At 49.3% G+C, this 19,211-nt stretch carries 21 protein-coding genes; 4 read left to right on the top strand and 17 right to left on the bottom strand.

From position 1 onward, the window contains the following. Positions 1-45: 45 nt before the first annotated feature. The 3 genes from aspA to L3D05_RS22960 all read right to left on the bottom strand — a co-directional run bounded on the left by aspA (position 46) and on the right by L3D05_RS22960 (position 3,067). On the bottom strand, positions 46-1,464 hold the full coding sequence (gene aspA, locus L3D05_RS22970) for an aspartate ammonia-lyase (protein WP_239618715.1): 1,419 nt from the start codon (positions 1,462-1,464) through the stop codon (positions 46-48). A gap of 134 nt (positions 1,465-1,598) precedes the next feature. Then, positions 1,599-1,874 (bottom strand): hypothetical protein, encoded by a 276-nt coding sequence (locus L3D05_RS22965; protein WP_239618714.1) that lies wholly within the window; start codon positions 1,872-1,874, stop codon positions 1,599-1,601. Continuing rightward, complete coding sequence (locus L3D05_RS22960) at positions 1,874-3,067, bottom strand: NAD(P)/FAD-dependent oxidoreductase (protein ID WP_239618713.1); 1,194 nt, start codon at positions 3,065-3,067, stop codon at positions 1,874-1,876. The genes L3D05_RS22965 and L3D05_RS22960 overlap by 1 nt, the downstream gene beginning before the upstream one ends. A 243-nt stretch (positions 3,068-3,310) precedes the next feature. Between L3D05_RS22960 and L3D05_RS22955 the strand changes: the two genes are divergently transcribed. Further along, complete coding sequence (locus L3D05_RS22955) at positions 3,311-4,306, top strand: NAD(P)/FAD-dependent oxidoreductase (RefSeq protein ID WP_439647974.1); 996 nt, start codon at positions 3,311-3,313, stop codon at positions 4,304-4,306. A 293-nt stretch (positions 4,307-4,599) separates the two neighbouring features. On the opposite strand, the gene sda is transcribed toward L3D05_RS22955, so the two are convergent. The 6 genes from sda to L3D05_RS22925 form a co-directional block, all read right to left on the bottom strand. Then, positions 4,600-4,743 (bottom strand): sporulation histidine kinase inhibitor Sda, encoded by a 144-nt coding sequence (gene sda / locus L3D05_RS22950; RefSeq protein ID WP_239618711.1) that lies wholly within the window; start codon positions 4,741-4,743, stop codon positions 4,600-4,602. A 280-nt stretch (positions 4,744-5,023) separates the two neighbouring features. Further along, entirely contained in the window at positions 5,024-5,695 is a 672-nt protein-coding gene (locus L3D05_RS22945) for a YheC/YheD family protein (protein ID WP_239618710.1), read from the bottom strand. Between the two features lie 91 nt (positions 5,696-5,786). After that, positions 5,787-5,993, bottom strand: a complete 207-nt coding sequence (locus L3D05_RS22940; RefSeq protein ID WP_239618709.1) for an aspartyl-phosphate phosphatase Spo0E family protein — start codon at positions 5,991-5,993, stop codon at positions 5,787-5,789. Between the two features lie 114 nt (positions 5,994-6,107). Further along, the gene (locus L3D05_RS22935; RefSeq protein ID WP_239618708.1) at positions 6,108-6,551 is read right to left on the bottom strand and encodes a hypothetical protein; all 444 of its coding nucleotides are present in this window, start codon (positions 6,549-6,551) and stop codon (positions 6,108-6,110) included. A gap of 193 nt (positions 6,552-6,744) precedes the next feature. After that, the gene (gene erpA / locus L3D05_RS22930) at positions 6,745-7,104 is read right to left on the bottom strand and encodes an iron-sulfur cluster insertion protein ErpA (RefSeq protein WP_239618707.1); all 360 of its coding nucleotides are present in this window, start codon (positions 7,102-7,104) and stop codon (positions 6,745-6,747) included. Between the two features lie 114 nt (positions 7,105-7,218). Continuing rightward, complete coding sequence (locus L3D05_RS22925; RefSeq protein WP_239618706.1) at positions 7,219-7,668, bottom strand: hypothetical protein; 450 nt, start codon at positions 7,666-7,668, stop codon at positions 7,219-7,221. Positions 7,669-7,932: 264 nt separating this feature from the next. Here L3D05_RS22925 and mqnE point away from each other — a divergent pair, with 264 nt between their 5' ends. Then, positions 7,933-9,036 carry an aminofutalosine synthase MqnE gene (gene mqnE, locus L3D05_RS22920; protein ID WP_239618705.1) on the top strand — a complete coding sequence of 368 codons (1,104 nt, stop codon included), beginning with the start codon at positions 7,933-7,935 and terminating at the stop codon, positions 9,034-9,036. A 77-nt stretch (positions 9,037-9,113) separates the two neighbouring features. Next, entirely contained in the window at positions 9,114-10,172 is a 1,059-nt protein-coding gene (locus tag L3D05_RS22915; protein ID WP_239618704.1) for an NAD(P)/FAD-dependent oxidoreductase, read from the top strand. A 52-nt stretch (positions 10,173-10,224) separates the two neighbouring features. On the opposite strand, the gene L3D05_RS22910 is transcribed toward L3D05_RS22915, so the two are convergent. Beyond that, entirely contained in the window at positions 10,225-10,491 is a 267-nt protein-coding gene (locus tag L3D05_RS22910; RefSeq protein WP_439647973.1) for a YuzB family protein, read from the bottom strand. A 97-nt stretch (positions 10,492-10,588) separates the two neighbouring features. Between L3D05_RS22910 and L3D05_RS22905 the strand changes: the two genes are divergently transcribed. Next, positions 10,589-10,834: a NifU family protein gene (locus tag L3D05_RS22905; RefSeq protein ID WP_115994096.1), complete on the top strand. Its 246-nt coding sequence runs from the start codon at positions 10,589-10,591 to the stop codon at positions 10,832-10,834. Between the two features lie 55 nt (positions 10,835-10,889). Here L3D05_RS22905 and L3D05_RS22900 read toward each other — a convergent pair whose 3' ends face one another. The 7 genes from L3D05_RS22900 to L3D05_RS22870 all read right to left on the bottom strand — a co-directional run bounded on the left by L3D05_RS22900 (position 10,890) and on the right by L3D05_RS22870 (position 19,197). Further along, positions 10,890-11,681 (bottom strand): SDR family oxidoreductase, encoded by a 792-nt coding sequence (locus L3D05_RS22900; RefSeq protein WP_439647976.1) that lies wholly within the window; start codon positions 11,679-11,681, stop codon positions 10,890-10,892. Positions 11,682-11,694: 13 nt separating this feature from the next. Next, positions 11,695-12,396 carry a Cthe_2314 family HEPN domain-containing protein gene (locus tag L3D05_RS22895; protein ID WP_239618747.1) on the bottom strand — a complete coding sequence of 234 codons (702 nt, stop codon included), beginning with the start codon at positions 12,394-12,396 and terminating at the stop codon, positions 11,695-11,697. A 125-nt stretch (positions 12,397-12,521) separates the two neighbouring features. Next, positions 12,522-14,303: a UbiD family decarboxylase gene (locus tag L3D05_RS22890; RefSeq protein ID WP_239618701.1), complete on the bottom strand. Its 1,782-nt coding sequence runs from the start codon at positions 14,301-14,303 to the stop codon at positions 12,522-12,524. A 22-nt stretch (positions 14,304-14,325) separates the two neighbouring features. After that, a complete protein-coding gene (locus L3D05_RS22885) occupies positions 14,326-15,225 on the bottom strand; it encodes a COX15/CtaA family protein (protein ID WP_239618746.1) in 900 nt (299 codons plus the stop codon). Between the two features lie 235 nt (positions 15,226-15,460). Next, positions 15,461-15,808 (bottom strand): thioredoxin family protein, encoded by a 348-nt coding sequence (locus L3D05_RS22880; RefSeq protein ID WP_239618700.1) that lies wholly within the window; start codon positions 15,806-15,808, stop codon positions 15,461-15,463. 62 nt (positions 15,809-15,870) lie between these two features. Then, the gene (locus tag L3D05_RS26825) at positions 15,871-17,418 is read right to left on the bottom strand and encodes a stalk domain-containing protein (protein WP_239618699.1); all 1,548 of its coding nucleotides are present in this window, start codon (positions 17,416-17,418) and stop codon (positions 15,871-15,873) included. 153 nt (positions 17,419-17,571) lie between these two features. Further along, on the bottom strand, positions 17,572-19,197 hold the full coding sequence (locus L3D05_RS22870) for a putative polysaccharide biosynthesis protein (protein ID WP_239618698.1): 1,626 nt from the start codon (positions 19,195-19,197) through the stop codon (positions 17,572-17,574). Between the last annotated feature and the right edge of the window lie 14 nt (positions 19,198-19,211).

Raw genomic sequence — 19,211 nt, 5'->3', positions numbered from 1 at the left:
CTCTCGCAATCGAGAGAGGCACGGACTTTTTTTATATTAGTGCAATTAAGTTTGATCCTTCAATAGCCTTTCTCCTGCGATTCCCGGAGTCGTCATTTGTACGGGATCCAAAATTTCGTCCATTTCTTCAGGCGTAAGCAGCCCTCTTTCCAGAATCAATTCCTTGAGCGTCAACCCCGTTGCCGTCGCTTCCTTCACTAATTGTGCCGCAACGTCGTAACCTAGATGAGGATTCAAAGCCGTTACGATGCCGAAGCTCTGATCGACATAGGCCCGGCATCTCGCCCGATTCGCTTCCATTCCTTCCAGCGCGAAACGATGAAAGACATCCAGTCCTCTCTGCATAATCTGAAGAGATTGCAGCAGGTTAAACGCGATCACCGGCCCCATCACGTTAAGCTCGAATTGGCCCGCTTCCGACGCCATGCAGATCGTGTGATCGTTCCCCATCACTTGGAAGGCGACTTGATTCACGACCTCTGCCATGACCGGGTTCACTTTACCCGGCATAATCGAGGATCCCGGCTGTCTAGGAGGCAACTTAAGCTCGTTCAACCCGACATGCGGACCCGAAGCCATCATTCGAATGTCGTTGCAGATTTTGGACAAATTAACGGCGCATACCTTTAAAGCTGCGGAAAGTTCAGTATAAGCATCCGTATTTTGCGTAGCGTCTACCAAATCGGCCGCCGAATGAATCGGAATGCGTAGATCGTCCGCCAGATGCTCCACGACAAGCCGGATATAGTCCAACGTAGCATTAAGCCCGGTTCCAACGGCAGTCGCACCCATGTTCACGGAGAGCAGCCCTTCTGCCGCTCTCGTAATCCGACCGATATCCCGATCGAGCACCTTGGCGTATGCTCCGAATTCTTGCCCCATTCGAATCGGTACCGCATCCTGCAGATGGGTGCGCCCCATTTTGATCACGTCGTCGAATTCGACTTGTTTCGACGCGAAGCCTTCTTGCACTTCCTTCATGGTGGCAAGTAACTGTCCCGTCAAAACGTAAGCGGCTATTCTCAGCGCCGTTGGAATCGCATCGTTCGTCGATTGAGACATATTGACATGATTATTAGGGCTGCAATGGAAATAATTGCCTTTAACGTGACCCATAATTTCTAAAGCCCGATTCGCAAGAACTTCGTTCATGTTCATGTTAATGGACGTACCCGCCCCGCCTTGAATGGAGTCGACGATAAATTGGTCCGCCCATTGCCCTCCGGCTACTTCTTCCGATGCTTGAATAATAGCTTGTCCAATTTCATGAGGCAGCCGTTTCAGCTCCATGTTAGCCCGAGCGGCCGCTTTCTTCACGCGAGCTAAAGCAATGACAAGCTCTGGGTGAACGGGAACGCCGGTAATCGGAAAATTTTCCACGGCCCTCAGCGTTTGAATACCGTAATAAACCGAGTTTGGAACCTCTTTGCTTCCAATAGAATCTTTCTCGATTCGTCCAGACATTACGATCCCTCCCTGAATAAGTATGTAACCCTATTCTACACCGAAAAGCGTGCATAAACTCATCACTTCGGGAAAACAAAAAAAACCGGATTCAGACTCCCCATGACACAGGGATTCCGAATCCGGCTTCCAACTTAATCTTCGTCTTCCAATTCGCGCATCTGCGCTTCCCACTCCGCACGACGCTTCTCTTCCAAATATTCCTGCGTCATACGGTCTCTCGCCCGGCCCTTTTCCTTCAAACGCTCGATGCCGGGCTGAATGAGAAGATCCACTTCCGCTTGAACCGTCGCGACAAGGTCGTATCGGCTTTGCGATTCTAAATAAGAGCCAACTTCCATCAGCGCGTTGTAACGGTCCAGCTCATCCCGAGTCAACAGGCCCCGCACTTGCACGCTGCAGTGTCTCATTAGAAGAATTTACCTTTGCGCAGCACTAACGGAATACCGCCGATAATGAAGAGATAACGGATATCGATAGCTTTTTTCAACCATGCAGCTACGCGGCCTTTATATTTCTTGCCGAAGGCAACCCCGATTGCTTCGCCTTTACCAAGCGATGCAACGGTACCTTTATTGGAGAACGAATAAGTTTTCAACGGTTGGTTACGGATCGACGCAACCAAGTTGTGCGCGCAGTTAACGCCTTGTTGCATTGCCATTTGCGCCGTTGGCGGATAAGGACGTCCTTCTGGGTTAAAGACAAGGGAATTGTCGCCCAAAATATAGACGTTATCATGGCCGGGAGCACGCAGGAATTCGTCTACTTTAACGCGTCCTCTCATCGTTTCGAAGCCAGCTTCTTCAATGAGGCGGTTACCGCGTACGCCGCCGGTCCAAATAACCGTTTGCGATTTGATTTCTTCGCCTTCTCCGACGATTACGCCGTCAGGAGTACATTCTTTAATCGCCGTACCGATGCGGAAAGTAACGCCCTTCTTCTGAAGGACTTGCATCGCGTATTCAACCAATTCAGGATCGAAGCCTGGCAATGCGGTTGGAGCCGCTTCGATATTCACGATTTTGACGAGCGAAGGATCTACGTCGAACTGTTTGCACAGCTCAGGGATACGGTCTGCGAGTTCTCCGATAAATTCAATACCGGTAAATCCGGCGCCGCCGACAACGAATGTCAAGTAATCCGTGCGGTGCGGCTCGCGTTTGAAGCGTGCGAATTGATATTCGATATGCTCGCGAATGAGACGAACGGAGTTAATGCTGCGAATGTTCATCGCATATTCGCCAAGCCCCGGAATTCCGAACGTTTCAGATTCGCCGCCCAGTCCGATAATGAGATAATCGTAAGATAAAGTACCATCTTCAAGAATGACTTTGCGATCTTGAGGACGAATTTGCACGACCGTCGATTTAACGAAATCGATTTTGAATTCATCGATCAGTTTGGAGATGTTCACTCGTGCATTTTCCGGATTGTCAGTTCCTGCTGCCGGCATGTGCAAGTGAGTCGTGATGTAATGGTAGTCATGCTTGTTGACCAATGTTACATCCGCTTCATTATAATTTAATTCCTTTTGCAGTCGAAGCGAGGTTAATACGCCGCCATAGCCTGCTCCCAGAATAACTATTTTAGGTATACTGCTCATTGATGATCCCATCCAATCCCTGTTTGTGTTTAGTTTGTGAAAAATTACACAATGTTCTCCGTTATGCCACAATCAAGTTCTCCACAAAAATGATCATATAAGCTTTTCCAACAATTTTCAAGGTTCTTTTTCACGAATTAATTTGGACTTCTTTACAAAATCCTTTTCACGCTTCATTTACAAGCTTATAATGGATACGTTTAGTTCCTAACGATCTGTATGATTAACGGAGGTGTCACCCTTTTGAATCAAAGCAATGTACCAGCCGTAGACGTCGTTATTATCGGTGGAGGCCCCGCCGGGATGTTCGCAGCCTTCTATGGTGGAATGCGGCAAATGTCGGTAAGTCTTATTGAAAGCATGCCTCAACTAGGCGGTCAACTCGCCGCGCTCTACCCGGAGAAATACATTTATGATGTCGCGGGGTTTCCGAAAGTAACGGCTCAGGAACTGGTCAATAACTTAAAAGTTCAAATGGATCTTTTTCAATCTCAATTGTACTTAGAAGAAAAAGTTGTCAAAGTGAGCAAGCTAGAAGAACGCCTCTTTGAAATTGTTACCGATAAGCGCGTGCATCATGCACGAGCCGTAATCCTTACGGCAGGTGTCGGTGCCTTCGAACCGCGCCGGTTGGAATTACCGGAAGCGGCACAATATGAGAAAACCAATCTTCACTATTTCGTCAGCGATCTTGAACGTTACCGTGGTCAGAAGGTTCTCATAAGCGGCGGCGGCGATTCCGCGCTAGATTGGGCGCTTATGCTCGAGCCGATCGCCGAGCAAGTGCTCTTGGTTCATCGCCGAGACAAGTTCCGTGCGCATGAGCACAGCGTCGAGCTATTAATGAAGTCTAAAGTCAAAGTGATCACCCCAACGGAAATTACGGCCTTGCATGGCGAAGGTTCCATTAAGCAAGTCACGCTTACGGATGTTAAATCGGGAGCGACAACGGATTACGATGTCGACGCGGTTATTATCAACTTCGGGTTCGTCAGCTCGCTCGGTCCAATCGCCGAATGGGGCCTTCATATCGAAGGAGGATCGATTATCGTCGACTCCCGAATGGAGACGAATATCCCCGGTATATTCGCCGCAGGTGATATTACGACATACCCCGGTAAACTTAAACTCATCGCGGTTGGATTCGGAGAAGCGCCTACGGCCATCAACAACGCTAAAGTATATGTTGATCCGGACGCCAAGCTGTCTCCGGGACATAGCAGCAACATGAAATTATAGAAAAACAAAAGGGCATCCTACTTGGGTATTCCGGATTTTCCGGACCTAAGGAGGATGCCTTTTATGATTTGTCCTGTCTGCAACGCTCTGAACCCCCTAGAGGCCTCTTGTCCGAAGTGCGGTTCCACTGCCGAAGACGAAGGTCGTTGGACCGATTGGAGCGGTCCCTATTCCCCCTATGAACCCGCGCTGCTCACCGCAAGTCCATTCGTCCATGAGGCGGTTTGCCAACATGCGGTTCGATGTACTTCCTGCGATTACCCTTTTAGCGTTGACATTACCGTGTGGCATGTCTAGAATACCCGCTCTTCCGGAATACTGAGCTTTCTTCGCCTAATTTCCGACCGAAGCAGATGAACGAACTCTCTTTCCAATTGCAAACGGAGCGCGCTTCGATAAGCGTCCAACAACAAGTCATCTGGCAACAGAGGCAACATCGTCCACACCCTTTCCTTTATTTAGGAACTTTGTGAAGGCATCATAGCACGTCCTAATCTTGCTGGACAAGCCCGCCAGTTATCCACAGAAGGGTGTGGGTATGATGTGGACAAATTGTTGAAAAATGCCGCAAGTCCTTTGTCAGCATTGTGATAATTGTGGATGAAGTTATTCACATTTTGTCGTTGCCATTTTCTAAGCTGACTTCATAAATAACTTTCATGACCGCAAAATATTCTATTAGAGGAATCTATAGAAAAAGCTGTCGCTTCGGGACATTTACTGCGGTCGTGTATTGACCTCTAACATCCAAATATGTCCGTTTCGGTCGATTCCGTAATCATACCCTAGAGATCTGATGCCTGGATATCGGCTCTCCAGTAGCGTGGTTGACGCATTCGTCAATTGTCGCATTTCGCGTTTCTTCGCTCTGACAAGCCTAGCGGACAATGATCGACGTATTCCTTGCGCTGCGGTCATCTGGGTACCGCCCCTGCATAGATTCGTGACGAACAGTCCCGGCCTAGCCAATCGGCCTACCATTGAACGGTACTTCCATTTCCCTTTTTCCTTAACGTATTTGACTCGATAGTCGATAGGTCGCCCGTCGATTTTAGCGAGATGGATTCCTCTTTGAATCAAATAAGTACGTTTTCTGCGAGAAGCGTTAAGCGCGCGCACCAATCGATCAAAGCTCGAGAACCTACGGCTGGTTGATTTATGTGTCAGCCAATACGATCCCCCTAATTTCTCTACTTTAATGACACCGATTCCCCCTGCACCGCGAACCGGCTTCACGACGACCATGCCGAATCTCGCAAGCATCAGCCGCAAATTGTTTTTATTCAGCAGCCTTGAAGTCGGAATGTACCGTGCAATATATGGGTTAGAAAGCAATGCGTTTGTTTTCAACCACTTGCTAGCCAATTGTCGGCTAATCGTAACCTCCATCCATAAAGGCTCCTTTCCTGCGGGTATATCTATACATACTCGATTAACCGGACAGGTTCTTGGATGGATGACGCCTGAGATTCGCCCCTATTTAGACTGCTTTTCGGGGGGGATAGTCGGATTGCTCGTATAATTTGCACCGCTCATAACGATTCAACTGCTCATCCAACAGCTGCGATAGACGCAGCACTTGCGGATGGTTCATGTCGGCACCGTTATGCACGAAGGCCAGTACCATTTTATTGCGAAGATTCTCGATTCTACGTCGCATTTTTCTTAATCTCGTTCTGTTTTCCATATCGAATCCTCCTTCGCGAACGATCTCGCGATCTCCATACATCGACACTCGAACTGTTAATTGTACCTTTATCTTAAATCCAAAGTTTTTGTAAAGTTCAGGGGGAAGTGTTAGTTAACTGTTAGATACACCTAAATACGCAAAATAAAACAAATAAATTCCGAATGTATGTAAAACCATTGAATAATTTGGTACTATTTTCATATATCCTATTTTTCGAAAGGTTGATCGATTGTTGGAACCTTCTAACCATTTGAAACCCCTGCCAATACAAACTTCTCCCCATGTTCCAGAACCAAGGCAGCCCAAACAAAGGAAAGACAAATCGGGACTAGCGTTAACGTCAATGATTATTGCCTGCGTTGATTTCTTTTTTTTCTTTCTTGCCATTGTTCTCAGCGGAACGGATGCATCATCAGCAACGACCGGACCTTTTTTCTTTTTGTGTCTTATATTATCGATTATATCCCTCGTTTTTGGTCTGGTTTCAATCAACACCTCCAAATGGAGAGGGATGGCGATTGCCGGCGTATCGACGGGCGGAACAATATTCCTCATTTTCCTCCTCTTCATTATTGTCGGAATTAGCGGGGGCTTTGACTGACTAAGCCTCTCCCGGCTTTAATCAAAACAAAACGCCCAAACGGAAAGTTCGTTTTGGGCGTAAGGGTGAAAAAAAACCTTCCGGACATGTGTGCAGTCGTTACACACATGTCCGGAAGGTTTTGTAATTGAACGCTCTAATTCCTTATCAGCAAGGCTCCGCTGCAGGGTTACCCGCTTCGGTAGCCGTTCTGAAGCTCGATCCGCAACCGCATGTAGCGGACGCGTTCGGATTGTTGATGGTGAAGCCGCCTCCCATGGCGGATTCCTTCCAGTCGATCTCGAGGCCGTTCAAGTACTTCATGCTATCTCCGTCGACGACGACTTTCACGCCGCGAATGTCCATTTCCTTATCGCCTTCGTGCATTTCGTCGTCGAATCCCATCCCATATGAAAATCCGCTGCATCCGCCTTCTTGAACTCCGATGCGCAGAAACAAATTCGGAGTTTCTTCCGCCGCCAGCATTTCTTGGATTTTCCCCGTTGCCGACTCGCTAATGTTTACCATCTTGGTTCCCCTCCTAAGCGCGAGCAACGCTTGTCGCATCATTAAGCCTAGTAAGCATTTGCTTCAAGGCTGCCGTATACTCGCTGGTCTCTCTTTAGTATACCCTAGAGAGTCCTATGCCTCAAGAGAGGTATCGCCCGGAATAGGTTGAGCGATGGCTTTAAGTTCAATCCGGCATCGGAATTGCCCCTGCTCATTTTGCAGAAAATCGGCCAGTCTCCGGAATACCAATGCCAGCTCCGGCCCTGTGGAATCCGTATCCAGCAAATAGCGGAATTGGTCCGCCGACAAGTCGCGCAGACGTCCCCTGTCCAGCTCACGCCCATTCAAATCGTGCATTCTCTTCCACTCTTTAGAAGGCTCGAATTTGTCCGCGCGTCGCACGATTTGTTCGTATATGCGCTGTTTTTTTAACCACATGTAATATTGAATGGGGTTAGACAAGCTCCAGGCTTGGCTCAGATCTTTGATCGTATACGCCGCCCGATACTGCTGTAGTGTTTGAACCTTCTCTTCCACGTCCAGTTTCTCTAACTCGCTAAGTGGTAAAATATCCGGTTTCATTTTTCACGCACCGCCTCGTTCGAAATTGTCATTTTAAACATAACCATAATTTGGTTTATTATTCAAGTTGATTCCCTATTTCGCCATCCTTTATACGTTTTCTATTTCCAGTTGCCGAGTATTATATTGAGGTTTATAATGTTTACAGTTGTTCACCTTGGGTTTCTGCATGCATTTATATTAAGTTATTTTTTTCACAAACCCTTCGCACACAGCATTCGCACTTATTATGGAACAGATTAAGGGTCACAGGAGGCGCATCACATGACGCTCGTTACGACGCACCCCGATCGTCAAATGGCGGAAATCGCCGATAAAGTCAGAAACGGAGAACGCCTTACTCTCGAGGACGGCATATTTCTCTACAAATCTGATGATCTGCTAACGATCGGACAATTAGCCAATGAGGTTAATCTACGAAAGAACGGCAAGAAAGTTTATTTTATCGAAAATATGAGCCTCTACTTCACTAACGTATGCGAAGCTCATTGCGCGTTTTGCAATTTCCGCAAGGACGAAGGCCAAGAAGGCTCTTACACGTTATCACCGCAGGAAATGATCGACTACGTGGAGCAACACATTCACCCGGGCGTTCGCGAATTCCATATCGTCGGCGGACACAACCCTAACGTGCCCTTCGAGTATTACGTAGAATCGATCCGCGCGCTTAAAGCGAAATACCCGAACGTTACGATTAAAGCTTATACGGCCGCCGAAATCGAGTTTTTCTCCCGCATCTCGGGGTTAAGCTTCAAGGAAGTGCTGGAGCGACTGATCGAGGCTGGTTTGGAGACGTTGACCGGCGGCGGCGCGGAGATCTTGTCCGATCAGTATCGCAAAAAAATGCGAGTCGACAAAGCCAACATCCAACAGTATTTGGATGTTCACCGGACTGCTCATCAGCTTGGCTTACGAACGCATACGACGATGTTATACGGATCCATCGAATCGTTGGAAGAACGCGTTCAGCATATGCTTCATATTCGGGAACTTCAGGATGAGACGAATGGATTCCAGGTATTCATCCCTCTCTCCATGCAGCCGATCAGCCCTAAAGCTAGCATCCGCCGCAGAAATTCCGCTTATGACGACTTGAAAGCCATTGCGATCAGCCGGCTAATGCTCGATAATATCCAGCATATTAAAGCTTACTTCATCAATATTGGCACTCAGCTCACGCAGGTAGCGCTTACAATGGGCGCATCCGACGCGCACGGTACGATCGTCCGCGAGAAAATCAGCCACGCCGCCGGCGCTCTAACGCCTGCCGGCATTACCCGCGAAGACTTGGTCTGGTTAATTAAAGGCGCCGGACGTATTCCCGTCGAACGCGATACGTTCTACAATGAGATGAAAATATACGAGTAATAAGGAGTTCCCCGTCGGGTAGACGGGGACTCTTCTGTGTCATACTAAGACAAACCGACGTAAAAGGAGTTTAATGTATGAGTAAGATCGTAGTATTAGGCGGCGGCTATGGAGGACTTACGGTCGTTCAGGAGCTGTTAGAGCATTTACCAAGCGATGCCCGATTATTTTTAGTGGATCGTATGCCATATCAGGGCTTAAAGACGGAATACTACGCTTTAGCGGCAGGTACGGTATCCGATTTGGAAATTCGCGTGAACTTCCCGATCCACCCTCAGCTACAGATGGTTTACGGCAATGTGACCGACATTGATTTGGAAAATAAAATCGTTCATTTTAACGAACAGGAACCGCTCTCTTACGATTCGTTGGTCATTGCGCTCGGATGCACGGACAATTACCATGGAATCGTCGGCGCTTCGGATTATTCCTGCAGTATCCAATCGCTTTCGTCGACACGGAAAACTTTCCAACAAATTAACGATATCCGCCCATATGGCCAATTAACGATCGTCGGCGGCGGCCTAAGCGGCGTCGAAATCGCTGCAGAGCTGCGCGAGAGTCGCGCTGACGTGAACATCCGCATCCTTGATCGAGGCAACAGCGTCATGTCGGCATTTCCTAGCAAATTGCAAACTTACGTCGCGGATTGGTTCCGTCAACACGACGTGGAAATGCGCTCGCATATTGGCATCACTTCGCTTGAACAAGGGGTCATCCACAACGGCGAAGAGGCGATTCTTTCCGACGTTACCGTATGGACGGCAGGAATCCAGCCCGTTGAGCTAGTACAGCGCATGACGCTGCCTAAGGACCCTCAAGGCCGTCTGATCGTCAACGAGTGGCACGAGCTCCCAGATGCTCCGCACGTGTACGTCATCGGCGATTGCTCTAGCCAACCGTTCTCCCCTAGCGCGCAGCTCGCTGGAGCGCAAGGTAAACAAGTCGCGGAAATCATTCGCGCCCGCTTAGACAACAAAGAACCGAAGCTATCCCGTATCAAACTTAAGGGTGTGCTTGGTTCTTTAGGGAAAAAAGCCGGTTTCGGATTAATGGGAGCTACGCCGCTTCTCGGTCGTATCCCGCGTATGCTCAAGAGCGGAGTGCTCTGGAAAAGCAAACGCCATTTCGGCTGATAAACTTCGGACTTCGACTTCGTGATCAAAAGTTGACTTTCTGGACTTCCGCTCAAAGATCGTCGAGCAGTTTATCCATTGCCGCTCTATCAAGCTCTTGCTTTGCGATGGCATCCAGCACGAGATCGTAAAGTTGTTCAGCCGTTTCCGCTACGATGCTTTCGCCGTTCACCAACGCGTACGGAGACAAATAACATTCTCCGCAATTGCCAAGGCATCCATATTCGATTACTTCGATATCGGGAAGTTTCTCTAACTTTTTCAGCACCTGATCCGTTCCGTGGTGCATGTTGCTTACGCAGAACTCCACGATATGCATAGGGTCCATTTCCTTTCCTTAAGCGAAATGCTAACAAGCGTCTGTTTGAAAACCTGACTTTTTGTACTATAATAGAATCTGAAAGGAGTGATGATCAATGAGTACAAATGCTCCAAGCACACAGTACGATGAAGTCATCGACGTTCTCGATAAATTGCGTCCGTTCTTGCAACGCGACGGTGGGGATGTTGAACTCGTCGACATCGAGGATGGTATCGTCAAATTGCGTCTCATGGGCGCTTGCGGCAGCTGTCCGAGCTCCACAATCACGCTCAAAGCAGGTATCGAGCGCGCATTGCTGGAAGAAGTCGAAGGCATTCAGGAAGTTGTTCAAGTGTTCTGATTTTCCTTCTTATCCAGAAGTGGAGAAGGTCCTGCCCTCGCGGCAGGGCCTTTTGTCATCTCTTCAAATGGGTTCGGATCGGATCCAAACCGCCTGAAACGTCGATCGTATTGCCCGTAATGAAGTCCGATTCCGGCATACATAGGAAGGAGATCATTCTTGCCACGTCCTCGCCGGTTCCCGGGCGGCCTCTGGGAGATTCGTCATCCAGAATGCCCGCAACGTCGACGATGCTCTTTTCTTTATTCCCGCCGCGGATATCTCCGGGACAAATCATGTTCACGGTAATTCCGCTAGCGGCCTCTTCCACCGCAAGCGTCTTCGTGAACGATACGAGTCCGACCTTCGCGGCAGCATATACGGCGCGATGCGGCCATGAGCGTGCCTCGGAAGCATGACCGAAGCCGAAATGAATAATTCTCCCCCACTGCCTGCTTCTCATTCCCGGAAGCACCCGATGATCCATGAGCATCGTTCCAACGAGATTGCCGTTCATCAAATAATGGATATCTTCCGGTTTATAATCCGCGAATAGACGTCGTTCCCGGATAAAAGGCCCTGCATTGTTAATCAGAATATCAACGCCGCCGAGCTTGATCTCCACTTCGGAAACGAGTCTTTCGGCATCGTCGGACTTGGCAATGTCCGCTTGAATCGCGCAAGCTTTGCGACCCATCAGCAAAATCTCTTGCACGAGCTGTTCCGCTTCATCGCGGCTCGTTACGTAATTGATTGCTACGTCGCAGCCTTGTGCGGCAAGCTCCAAAGCCGTACGCCTGCCCAATCCTTTAGCGCTGCCCGTAATTAATGCCGTTTTGCCGTCTAACCTCACGCCGCTTCCCCCCATCCCCATCACTGACTTAATCCATTTTTCTTAACCAACCGCATACAAACCGGAAGGAATGGTTAAGGGAACCGTGGACCATCTCCCAGCTCTGATCCAAATCCTCCATATTGGCTTTCAAATCTTCGATCGTCCTCCGCGTTCCATTCCGGGCGAGGCTTTGGTTCAGATCGTCCTTAAGCTCCGCGTTCATCTGATGGATTTCCAAGTTCCTTCGGTTACGCAGCCGATTCATGGCGCCCTGCGAGCGCTCTTTCAGATCGTTAAGAGGTTTCATGAGTTCAACGTGCTTGTGGTTCTCTCTCATATTTCTTAGTACCGTAAAATAGGAAAAATGCGCCTTTACCTTTTCCGTTCGCAAATTAAGCAAATGATTCAGCAAAGTGCCTAGCTTATCAAGTATGGCAAACACGCGGATATAGGCATCTTTATCGAAATAAACGTGCCGATTGTAACTGAAGAGCTCTTCAGACGACAATTCGTCCACGTGATCGGAATGTATAAGTAGCGAATATCGCTTGGCCGCATAACAGCTTTGTTCAAGTTCGTCCATGGAACGAAGCAGTCCTTGCGCCCATATCTCATACGTGCGGAATTTTGTAGCTTGCTCCGGCATTCTCTCCGCGAGCTTAGAGGACAGCGCGGTGAATCGCTCGATCGCTTGAACTGTCTCAAGCGACGTCCCTGCCCACTCTCTTGGCTGTTCACCGAACAACATTCTAAGCAAAGCCGTTCCTCCCAACTGCATTTAGGTGAGCTTGTTAGACTCAATTATACCATTGTAACGCAAAAGAGACGGGGCGCTCAACCGATTGCGGTTGGGCATCGCCGTCTCTACTCCCTCTAACCGTTCCAACCTGTCGGTTGAAAATATTCCTTCCAACGCCGGTCCACTAATTCCACGATATCCTCGCGCGGGAACAGCTCGTCCGGATAACCCGGCTTCATGCGCGCATCGATGACGATCGGTAACCGATAACCGATATGATGACGTCCCGCGTCGCTTACCGCGTAAATGTCCGCAGCAGGGTTAAATCGCGTGAACGTTGCCCACAGGAACGCGGTTTGCCCGTCGGCAATATCCGCGTCGTCCGCGATGACGACAAGCGGCCATGGGCAATCTTCGCCGGAAAGCCGTTCCGCCAGCCTGGAGCCAAGCTCAGGATCCTCGGCATAAGCGGCACCCTCGACGACGAGACAGCCTCGGCAATAAGGCTTAACCTTATGGATGCCCGGTATAGGTCCGCCGGTATATTCGCCCGGCAGCTCGCGCACAGGATCGCCTACGCCAAGCAGAACCGCCTTGCTGCCATGATTTAATCTTGGACCCGTATAATCGAGCGTATCGTGCGATGTCTGATCGAACACGAACAGATCCTTGAAGGGATCGAATCTTTCCAGCACGGTCTCCAAGAGCAGCGGGAAATTCGCCAAGTCCATCGGACGATCCGTTAAAATCAAAAATTTGGTCAGCGACAGCTGGCCTTCTCCGAGGATGCGGAATGCCGTTCCCAGCGCTTCCCTAGAGTAGCTCTCGCGTACGACCGCCGCAGCCAGTGCATGGACTCCCGTCTCTGCGTACGCCCATAAGCTACGTACTCCGGGCATAGCCATCGGGAAAGCCGGGGACAACAGCCTTTGCAAGTACTCCCCGAGGAAGTAGTCCTCCTGCTTAGGCTTGCCGACGATCGTTGCCGGATAGATGGCGTCTTTGCGATGCCATACATGATCGACTTCGAATACAGGAAAATCGTGTACGAGAGAATAATAGCCGAAATGATCGCCGAACGGACCTTCCGGGCGCCGTACGTGCGGAAGAACTCGCCCTACGATAGCAAATTCCGCTTCCGCGGGAATCCGGTGTCCACCCAGAGGGTTGTCTGCCATCGGAAGCTTGCCGCCCATAATCATGGACGCCAACATCAATTCCGGCATATTCTCGGGCATTGGAGCAATCGCAGAAGCGATTAAAGCGGGAGGCCCGCCAAGAAATACGGTTACAGGCAACGCTTCCCCACGCTTCTCCGCTTCGTGGTAATGGAACCCGCCGCCTTTATGGATTTGCCAATGCATGCCCGTCGTCTGGTCATCGAAAATCTGCATTCGATACATGCCTAAGTTATGGTTTTTACGGTTATTCGGATGCTCGGTATAGACAAGCGGTAACGTCACGAACGGTCCGCCGTCCTCTTGCCAGCTTGTAATCGCCGGAATGCCTGCCAAAGGACGCTCTCTGCGCGACACCTGAAGGACGGGTGCCCGCTCGGCCGGAACCTTCTTAAAGCCTACCTTCATCAGGTCGAATAACATGTTTTTCTGTCCCCACAACGCGGAGAACGATGGCGGCAACAGCGAATCCACCGAACTTATCAGTTGCTGGACCAATTGTTCCGGACGAGGACCGAATGCGAGGTCCACCCGCTTTTGCGTGCCGAATAGGTTCGTTACGACGGGAAACGAACTTCCCTTGACGTTCGTGAACAAAAGCGCGGGACCTTCACGGTCGATGACGCGACGATGAATTTCCGCGATTTCCAGCACGGGATCGACAGGTGCTTCTATGATGACCAGCTCTTTATTCTGGCGAAGCGTTTCGATAAAAGGCCTTAAAGAATCAAAAATCATACCTTAACCTCCGAATTGAATGCTATTCACGAGAAGATTGCCGCGTACGAATCGCCAACAATACGAGCATGCTGAAAAGCGCCGAAATGATGATCGTGTGAAGTAATCCGGTAAATATATAGACATCTTCGTTACTGAGCGTGAAAGAAAGTAATCCGCCGCTTAGTACTTGCAAGAAAACAAGAACGAGAGCCTTATTGGCTATCGAAGCCAGCTCGGAATTTTTGCCTGCCGCCCTGCGGACATACGTCGTAAGAATCGCCACTAGGACGAGCAATATTAGCGCAGCGAGTCTATGAGCGAAAGCGACGGCCGTCGAACCGGACAACTCCGGTACGATTTCCCCATTGCATAGCGGCCATCCTTCGCAGGCTCCGCCTGAGCTTGTATGTCTGATGTACGCGCCCAAATAGACGACGCCATAACAGTAGACGAGAATAGCGATCATACTGCGGAACAGTGCCTTCGGCAAAGTAACCGCCGAAGCCGGTTTGGAGGATGTACGGGTACTCTCTTGTCCCGCTGAAGGCAAAGTCTTTTGTTTCACCCTCGAATATAACAACCAAGTGCACGTGAAGGCAAACAACGAAATGCCGAAGTGAAGCGCCAGAACGAGCGACGATTGCTCCCAGATAACCGCCATGGCTCCAAGAATCGCTTGCATGACGGTAAACAGTAAAGCGCCGCCCGCATACAGCAAATTTTCCTTGTTCCGAGCCGGCTTCCAGAAGTGCGTAACCAAATAAGTGGCGCCGACTAGCAAGCCAACGAGACCGCTAATCATCCGGTGACTGTATTCTACCATCGATTCAACCGTATAAGCCGGTACGAAACGGCCGTTACATAGCGGCCAATCCGTGCCGCAGCCGCGGCCTGAATCCGTATTCGTGACGAGAACGCCGGCAATCAGCACCAAAAACATTCCTATGCAGGTAAGTAAGGTTAATAAACGATATCTCTGTGAAGTCATGCCCATCCCCGATTTCTTGTGAAAGTTGGCGCAAGGGGCCAGTTCCCATTATACCGAACCCCCACTTTCAAAGCCATGTTCAATATGTGAACATTGGCATGCCTGGGGGAATAGTCATATTATTGCCTAACAAAAAGCCCCCTTACCCGAACAATCGGATAAAGGGGCGACACGGTAAAGATTGTCCTTACTCGTTTGCCAATGCCCTGGACACTTCAACAGCCCGATCCAGGAACTGTTCTATCTCTTCGCGGGTTTTGCGCAGCTTGCTAACAAACCGTACGAGTTCTTGGCCTTTGCGGAAGGCGATAAAGCTCGGTATGCCGAGTATATTCAGCTCGCTGCACAGCGCCTCAAGATCATCTCGATCTAGTTCGATCATCGTTAGGCGGTCTGCATAAGCAGCCTCTACGTCGGCAATGAACGGATCGATAAAATGGCAATCCTTGCACCATGTCGTCTTGAAGATCGCGACAGTCAACTGATCTTCGGCGATTACCTCGCGAAATGTTGCTTCGTCTGTAATTCGTTGCATTTGTTAATCCCACCTGTCGTTATCTCTTGTTGTTATTATACCCGTAATTTGAGAACTCGCTATTACAAATCCCTTGTAACCTCCATGACGCTTTCTCCGTCTTCCTTATGCGTAATCTTATATTTCGCGCCAAGGAGGCCGAACAAATCGTCCGCCGACACGTACGCGAACGGTCCGTCCGTGACGATCTTATGCTTAAGCTTGATCGCTTGCCCGTTAACGGTAGCCTTTAGCGAGCCTAGCTGGAATACGAATGATTGCTCGGTCGCCTGATCGTAGAAGCGGATTTGTCCTTTAGCCTCCGGGACGTTCAGATGAACTCCGAACTCCTCCATAGTCGATCTAATCGGAACGTAGGCTACGTTATCGGAATCGATGAAGAACGGAATGCCCCACTCGTCGCTTAGCTCGAACGATTGATCATCGATTTTGAAGTCGTTCTTAAGAAGGCCGTAGATGACGGAATCCTCTTCGAACAGACGTACGAATTGGAAAGCTTCCATGTCCGTCAAATGCTTTTGAGTCAAGGCATTAATCGGGACTTTCACCGCCGGAACGTCAACTTTCCCGTTGACGTTCCACATCTCGCTCGCGCTACGGATTTTGATTTTTCTAACCGGGCTTTCTTCATCCGAGAAAATAGCGGGAGCCACCTGGATGTCCACCAGCGATTTCCGTAATTGCAAGGAGTCGTCAACGAACAAATCGGCGGTCGCGGTTATTCCTTTATCGAACGCTTCTTTCCATTCCTCATCGTCACGGCTATCCGTTAACTCCTTCTGGGCTTTCTTCAGAAGAGGGAACAGCTCGTTAACGACGTCATCCACGGTAGCTTCGAAATCAAAATCTTCTTCGAACTGTCCGATTCCCCCAAACAAGTCTTTTATTTCGGGAGGCAACTCCACTACCCACTGCAATATACCGCTTACGAGTGAACGAAAGCCTTCTTTATCCTTGATCAGATTGTCCAAATATACGGGTATGAGATCTCCAAGTTGTTCCCCGTTGATCTCGGCGTGAACCTTCGTTAAGTTCATGGAAATACCGTTTACGGGAGTCGATACCCGTTCAACTGCTATAACAGGCGGATTCGGAAGTCCCTTCACGAAATAGGAAGCGACGTTTTTGACCAGCTGACGTACGGATTCCTTCAGTTGCTGTTGCGAGTTTTCTCCGAACAATCCCATGCCGAACGTCGTGCCGAATTCGGATAGATCCAACACAAAAGGCCTTTTGGCGCCATCCACGTCCAATCTTATCGCTTTACTATCCGCGCTGAAAGTAAAGGGAATATCTCCTTTGCTCAGATGGAGTACACCGGTCATCCACTGTTTACCTTCATCATCCGTTTTGGCGTGAGTAATATTCAATGAGACCTTCTTGAAATTTTCCAACACCGCGGCGATCTCCGGATCTTCCTTGGACAATAATTCGTCGTTAAATTCAATCTCCCAATCGAACGATTGGGATTGCTCCTGTTGCTTCACATCCAATTGCTTGATCAGCATGTCGTTCAGATTAAAGCCACCGATGGATTGACACCCCACAACAACCGCTAACAACAGTACGAATAACAATGCTCCAATCCTTTTGTAAGAACGACCGTTCACTTTATCTCTCTCCTTTAGCTTTAGACAACTGTTCATATAGAGAATCTAGATTGCTTGAATTTCGACACGTCTATTGAAAATCCTTCCAAAATAATGGATACACAAAAAAAACGGCGGCATATCCGCAATTCGGATAGTGTCACCGTTCTCAAGTTAAGCTGACTGACTTCGCGAACGAAGCTTCATAAAAGGCGCTAACAAGCGTCGTACCGGACGTGGATACGTCGAGATCTCCTCGGCGGTGACTACTCGTAAAAAGACGAGCAACGCCGGGTAGAGAACCAAGAGTACGCCTCCCATTACCGCGCATGACAAGAAAAACGCCAGCTTATCGGGAAGTCCTTCGCCAATCGCCAGAACGGCCCATTCGATAAGTGCCAACGCCCCAGCGACAATTCCCGATGTAGCAATAAAACCGATCCATCTGTTTCCGAGCAGCTTGAACTTAGAGCGTTTGCGCAAGCTAAGAATATTGAAGGCCAACGACCAGATAAAACAAACTGTCGTTGCGGCTACGATACCATATACCCCGAACGACGGGGCAAGCGCGAAGCTCAGAATGACTTTGATTAACACGCCGGTAATCGTGTGCATCGTGGCTTTCCTCGGTTCGCCGATCCCTAGCAGGATCGAGTTCGTGACCATCATGCCAACTTGGAACAGCGTACCGAGCGTTAGCAAAGCAACGATCGCGCTGCCATCCGTATTCTGGAAAAGAAAACCATTCACGCTATAGGCACCGATCCCGAGCAATAAAACGACCGGCATACCGCTATATAAAGCGATTCTTACCGCTAAAGAGGCCTGTTTCCCAACCTTTGCATGGTCGCCTGTCGCATGTGCCGAAGAGATAATCGGGATGATCGACTGACTTAAAGCAACGGCAAGAATGACCGGTATTCCTGCGATCGATTGCGCCTTCATCCCAAGCGCGGACCACCATTGGTTAATGAGATCGGGGTCGAAATGTCCTCTGGTCAATGACTTGACCATCATCGTATCCAATGTATATAACAATTGCACGGTAATTGCTGTCATAACGATGGGAATGGATAATCGAAACAGTTCCCGATAGATCGAGCGCAAGCTCAATCTAATCGACGAGTCTTTCTTAAGTTGGGGTTCTGAGCGGTCACTCGCTTTAAGTTTACGCGCATAATAGATCATGACGATAAAAGCGCCTATACTACCAAATACACTACCTAGCGTTGCACCGGAAGCGATGCCCTTATCATTCAGCGGATTGACTGAGTAAACGGCATAGGCAATGGAAACAGCCGCAATAACCCTTAGGAATTGTTCTACGATCTGCGATATTCCGCCTGCCGTCATGAACTGGCGTCCCTGAAAATAACCTCTCATCATGGCGATCAACGGGAATAAAAGCAACGATGGCGCGATTGCTCTAATCGCCGCGGAAGCATCAGGAGCGTGAAGAATAGGTCCAGCTATTACCGGAGCCAACAATAGCATCGCCAGCGTGATGATAACGCCTGCTACGGCTCCGAAAAGGAGCGATGCCCGGTAAATCTGTTGTGCCTCTCCGATTTTGCCAAGCGCATACCGCTCGGATACCATCTTGCTGATGGCGCTTGGAATACCTGCAGTCGCCACGACGAGCAAAAGTAAATAAACGTTATTGGCTACCGTAAAATAGCCGTTCCCGACATCATTCAATAAATAATCCAGAGGCACCCGCTGGAAGATGCCGAGAGCTCGGGCGACAAGCGCGGCGGCCGCGAGAATGAGCGTGCTTTTAAGTAAAGTGTCTTTTTTCAAGGGAACCTCTTAGG

Source organism: Cohnella mopanensis (genome assembly GCF_022352055.1).
GTDB lineage: Bacteria > Bacillota > Bacilli > Paenibacillales > Paenibacillaceae > Cohnella > Cohnella mopanensis.
The sequence above is the reverse complement of the archived record's forward strand: the minus strand, read 5'-3'. Positions and strand labels throughout refer to the sequence as shown.

Bases quoted from the DNA above. Each gene is read 5' to 3' on its own strand.
- L3D05_RS22895 (WP_239618747.1), bottom strand. From the start codon at position 12,396: ATGTTGTTCGGTGAACAGCCAAGAGAGTGGGCAGGGACGTCGCTTGAG.
- L3D05_RS22935 (WP_239618708.1), bottom strand. From the start codon at position 6,551: ATGAGGAATATTGTTCCGCCCGTCGATACGCCGGCAATCGCCATCCCT.
- aspA (WP_239618715.1), bottom strand. From the start codon at position 1,464: ATGTCTGGACGAATCGAGAAAGATTCTATTGGAAGCAAAGAGGTTCCA.
- L3D05_RS22885 (WP_239618746.1), bottom strand. From the start codon at position 15,225: ATGTTTTTGGTGCTGATTGCCGGCGTTCTCGTCACGAATACGGATTCA.
- L3D05_RS22925 (WP_239618706.1), bottom strand. From the start codon at position 7,668: ATGAAACCGGATATTTTACCACTTAGCGAGTTAGAGAAACTGGACGTG.
- L3D05_RS22890 (WP_239618701.1), bottom strand. From the start codon at position 14,303: ATGATTTTTGATTCTTTAAGGCCTTTTATCGAAACGCTTCGCCAGAAT.
- L3D05_RS22945 (WP_239618710.1), bottom strand. From the start codon at position 5,695: ATGGAGGTTACGATTAGCCGACAATTGGCTAGCAAGTGGTTGAAAACA.
- sda (WP_239618711.1), bottom strand. From the start codon at position 4,743: ATGTTGCCTCTGTTGCCAGATGACTTGTTGTTGGACGCTTATCGAAGC.
- L3D05_RS22900 (WP_439647976.1), bottom strand. From the start codon at position 11,681: ATGGGGGGAAGCGGCGTGAGGTTAGACGGCAAAACGGCATTAATTACG.
- L3D05_RS22905 (WP_115994096.1), top strand. From the start codon at position 10,589: ATGAGTACAAATGCTCCAAGCACACAGTACGATGAAGTCATCGACGTT.
- L3D05_RS22965 (WP_239618714.1), bottom strand. From the start codon at position 1,874: ATGAGACACTGCAGCGTGCAAGTGCGGGGCCTGTTGACTCGGGATGAG.
- L3D05_RS22910 (WP_439647973.1), bottom strand. From the start codon at position 10,491: ATGCATATCGTGGAGTTCTGCGTAAGCAACATGCACCACGGAACGGAT.
- mqnE (WP_239618705.1), top strand. From the start codon at position 7,933: ATGACGCTCGTTACGACGCACCCCGATCGTCAAATGGCGGAAATCGCC.
- L3D05_RS22940 (WP_239618709.1), bottom strand. From the start codon at position 5,993: ATGGAAAACAGAACGAGATTAAGAAAAATGCGACGTAGAATCGAGAAT.
- erpA (WP_239618707.1), bottom strand. From the start codon at position 7,104: ATGGTAAACATTAGCGAGTCGGCAACGGGGAAAATCCAAGAAATGCTG.
- L3D05_RS22880 (WP_239618700.1), bottom strand. From the start codon at position 15,808: ATGCAACGAATTACAGACGAAGCAACATTTCGCGAGGTAATCGCCGAA.
- L3D05_RS22960 (WP_239618713.1), bottom strand. From the start codon at position 3,067: ATGAGCAGTATACCTAAAATAGTTATTCTGGGAGCAGGCTATGGCGGC.
- L3D05_RS22915 (WP_239618704.1), top strand. From the start codon at position 9,114: ATGAGTAAGATCGTAGTATTAGGCGGCGGCTATGGAGGACTTACGGTC.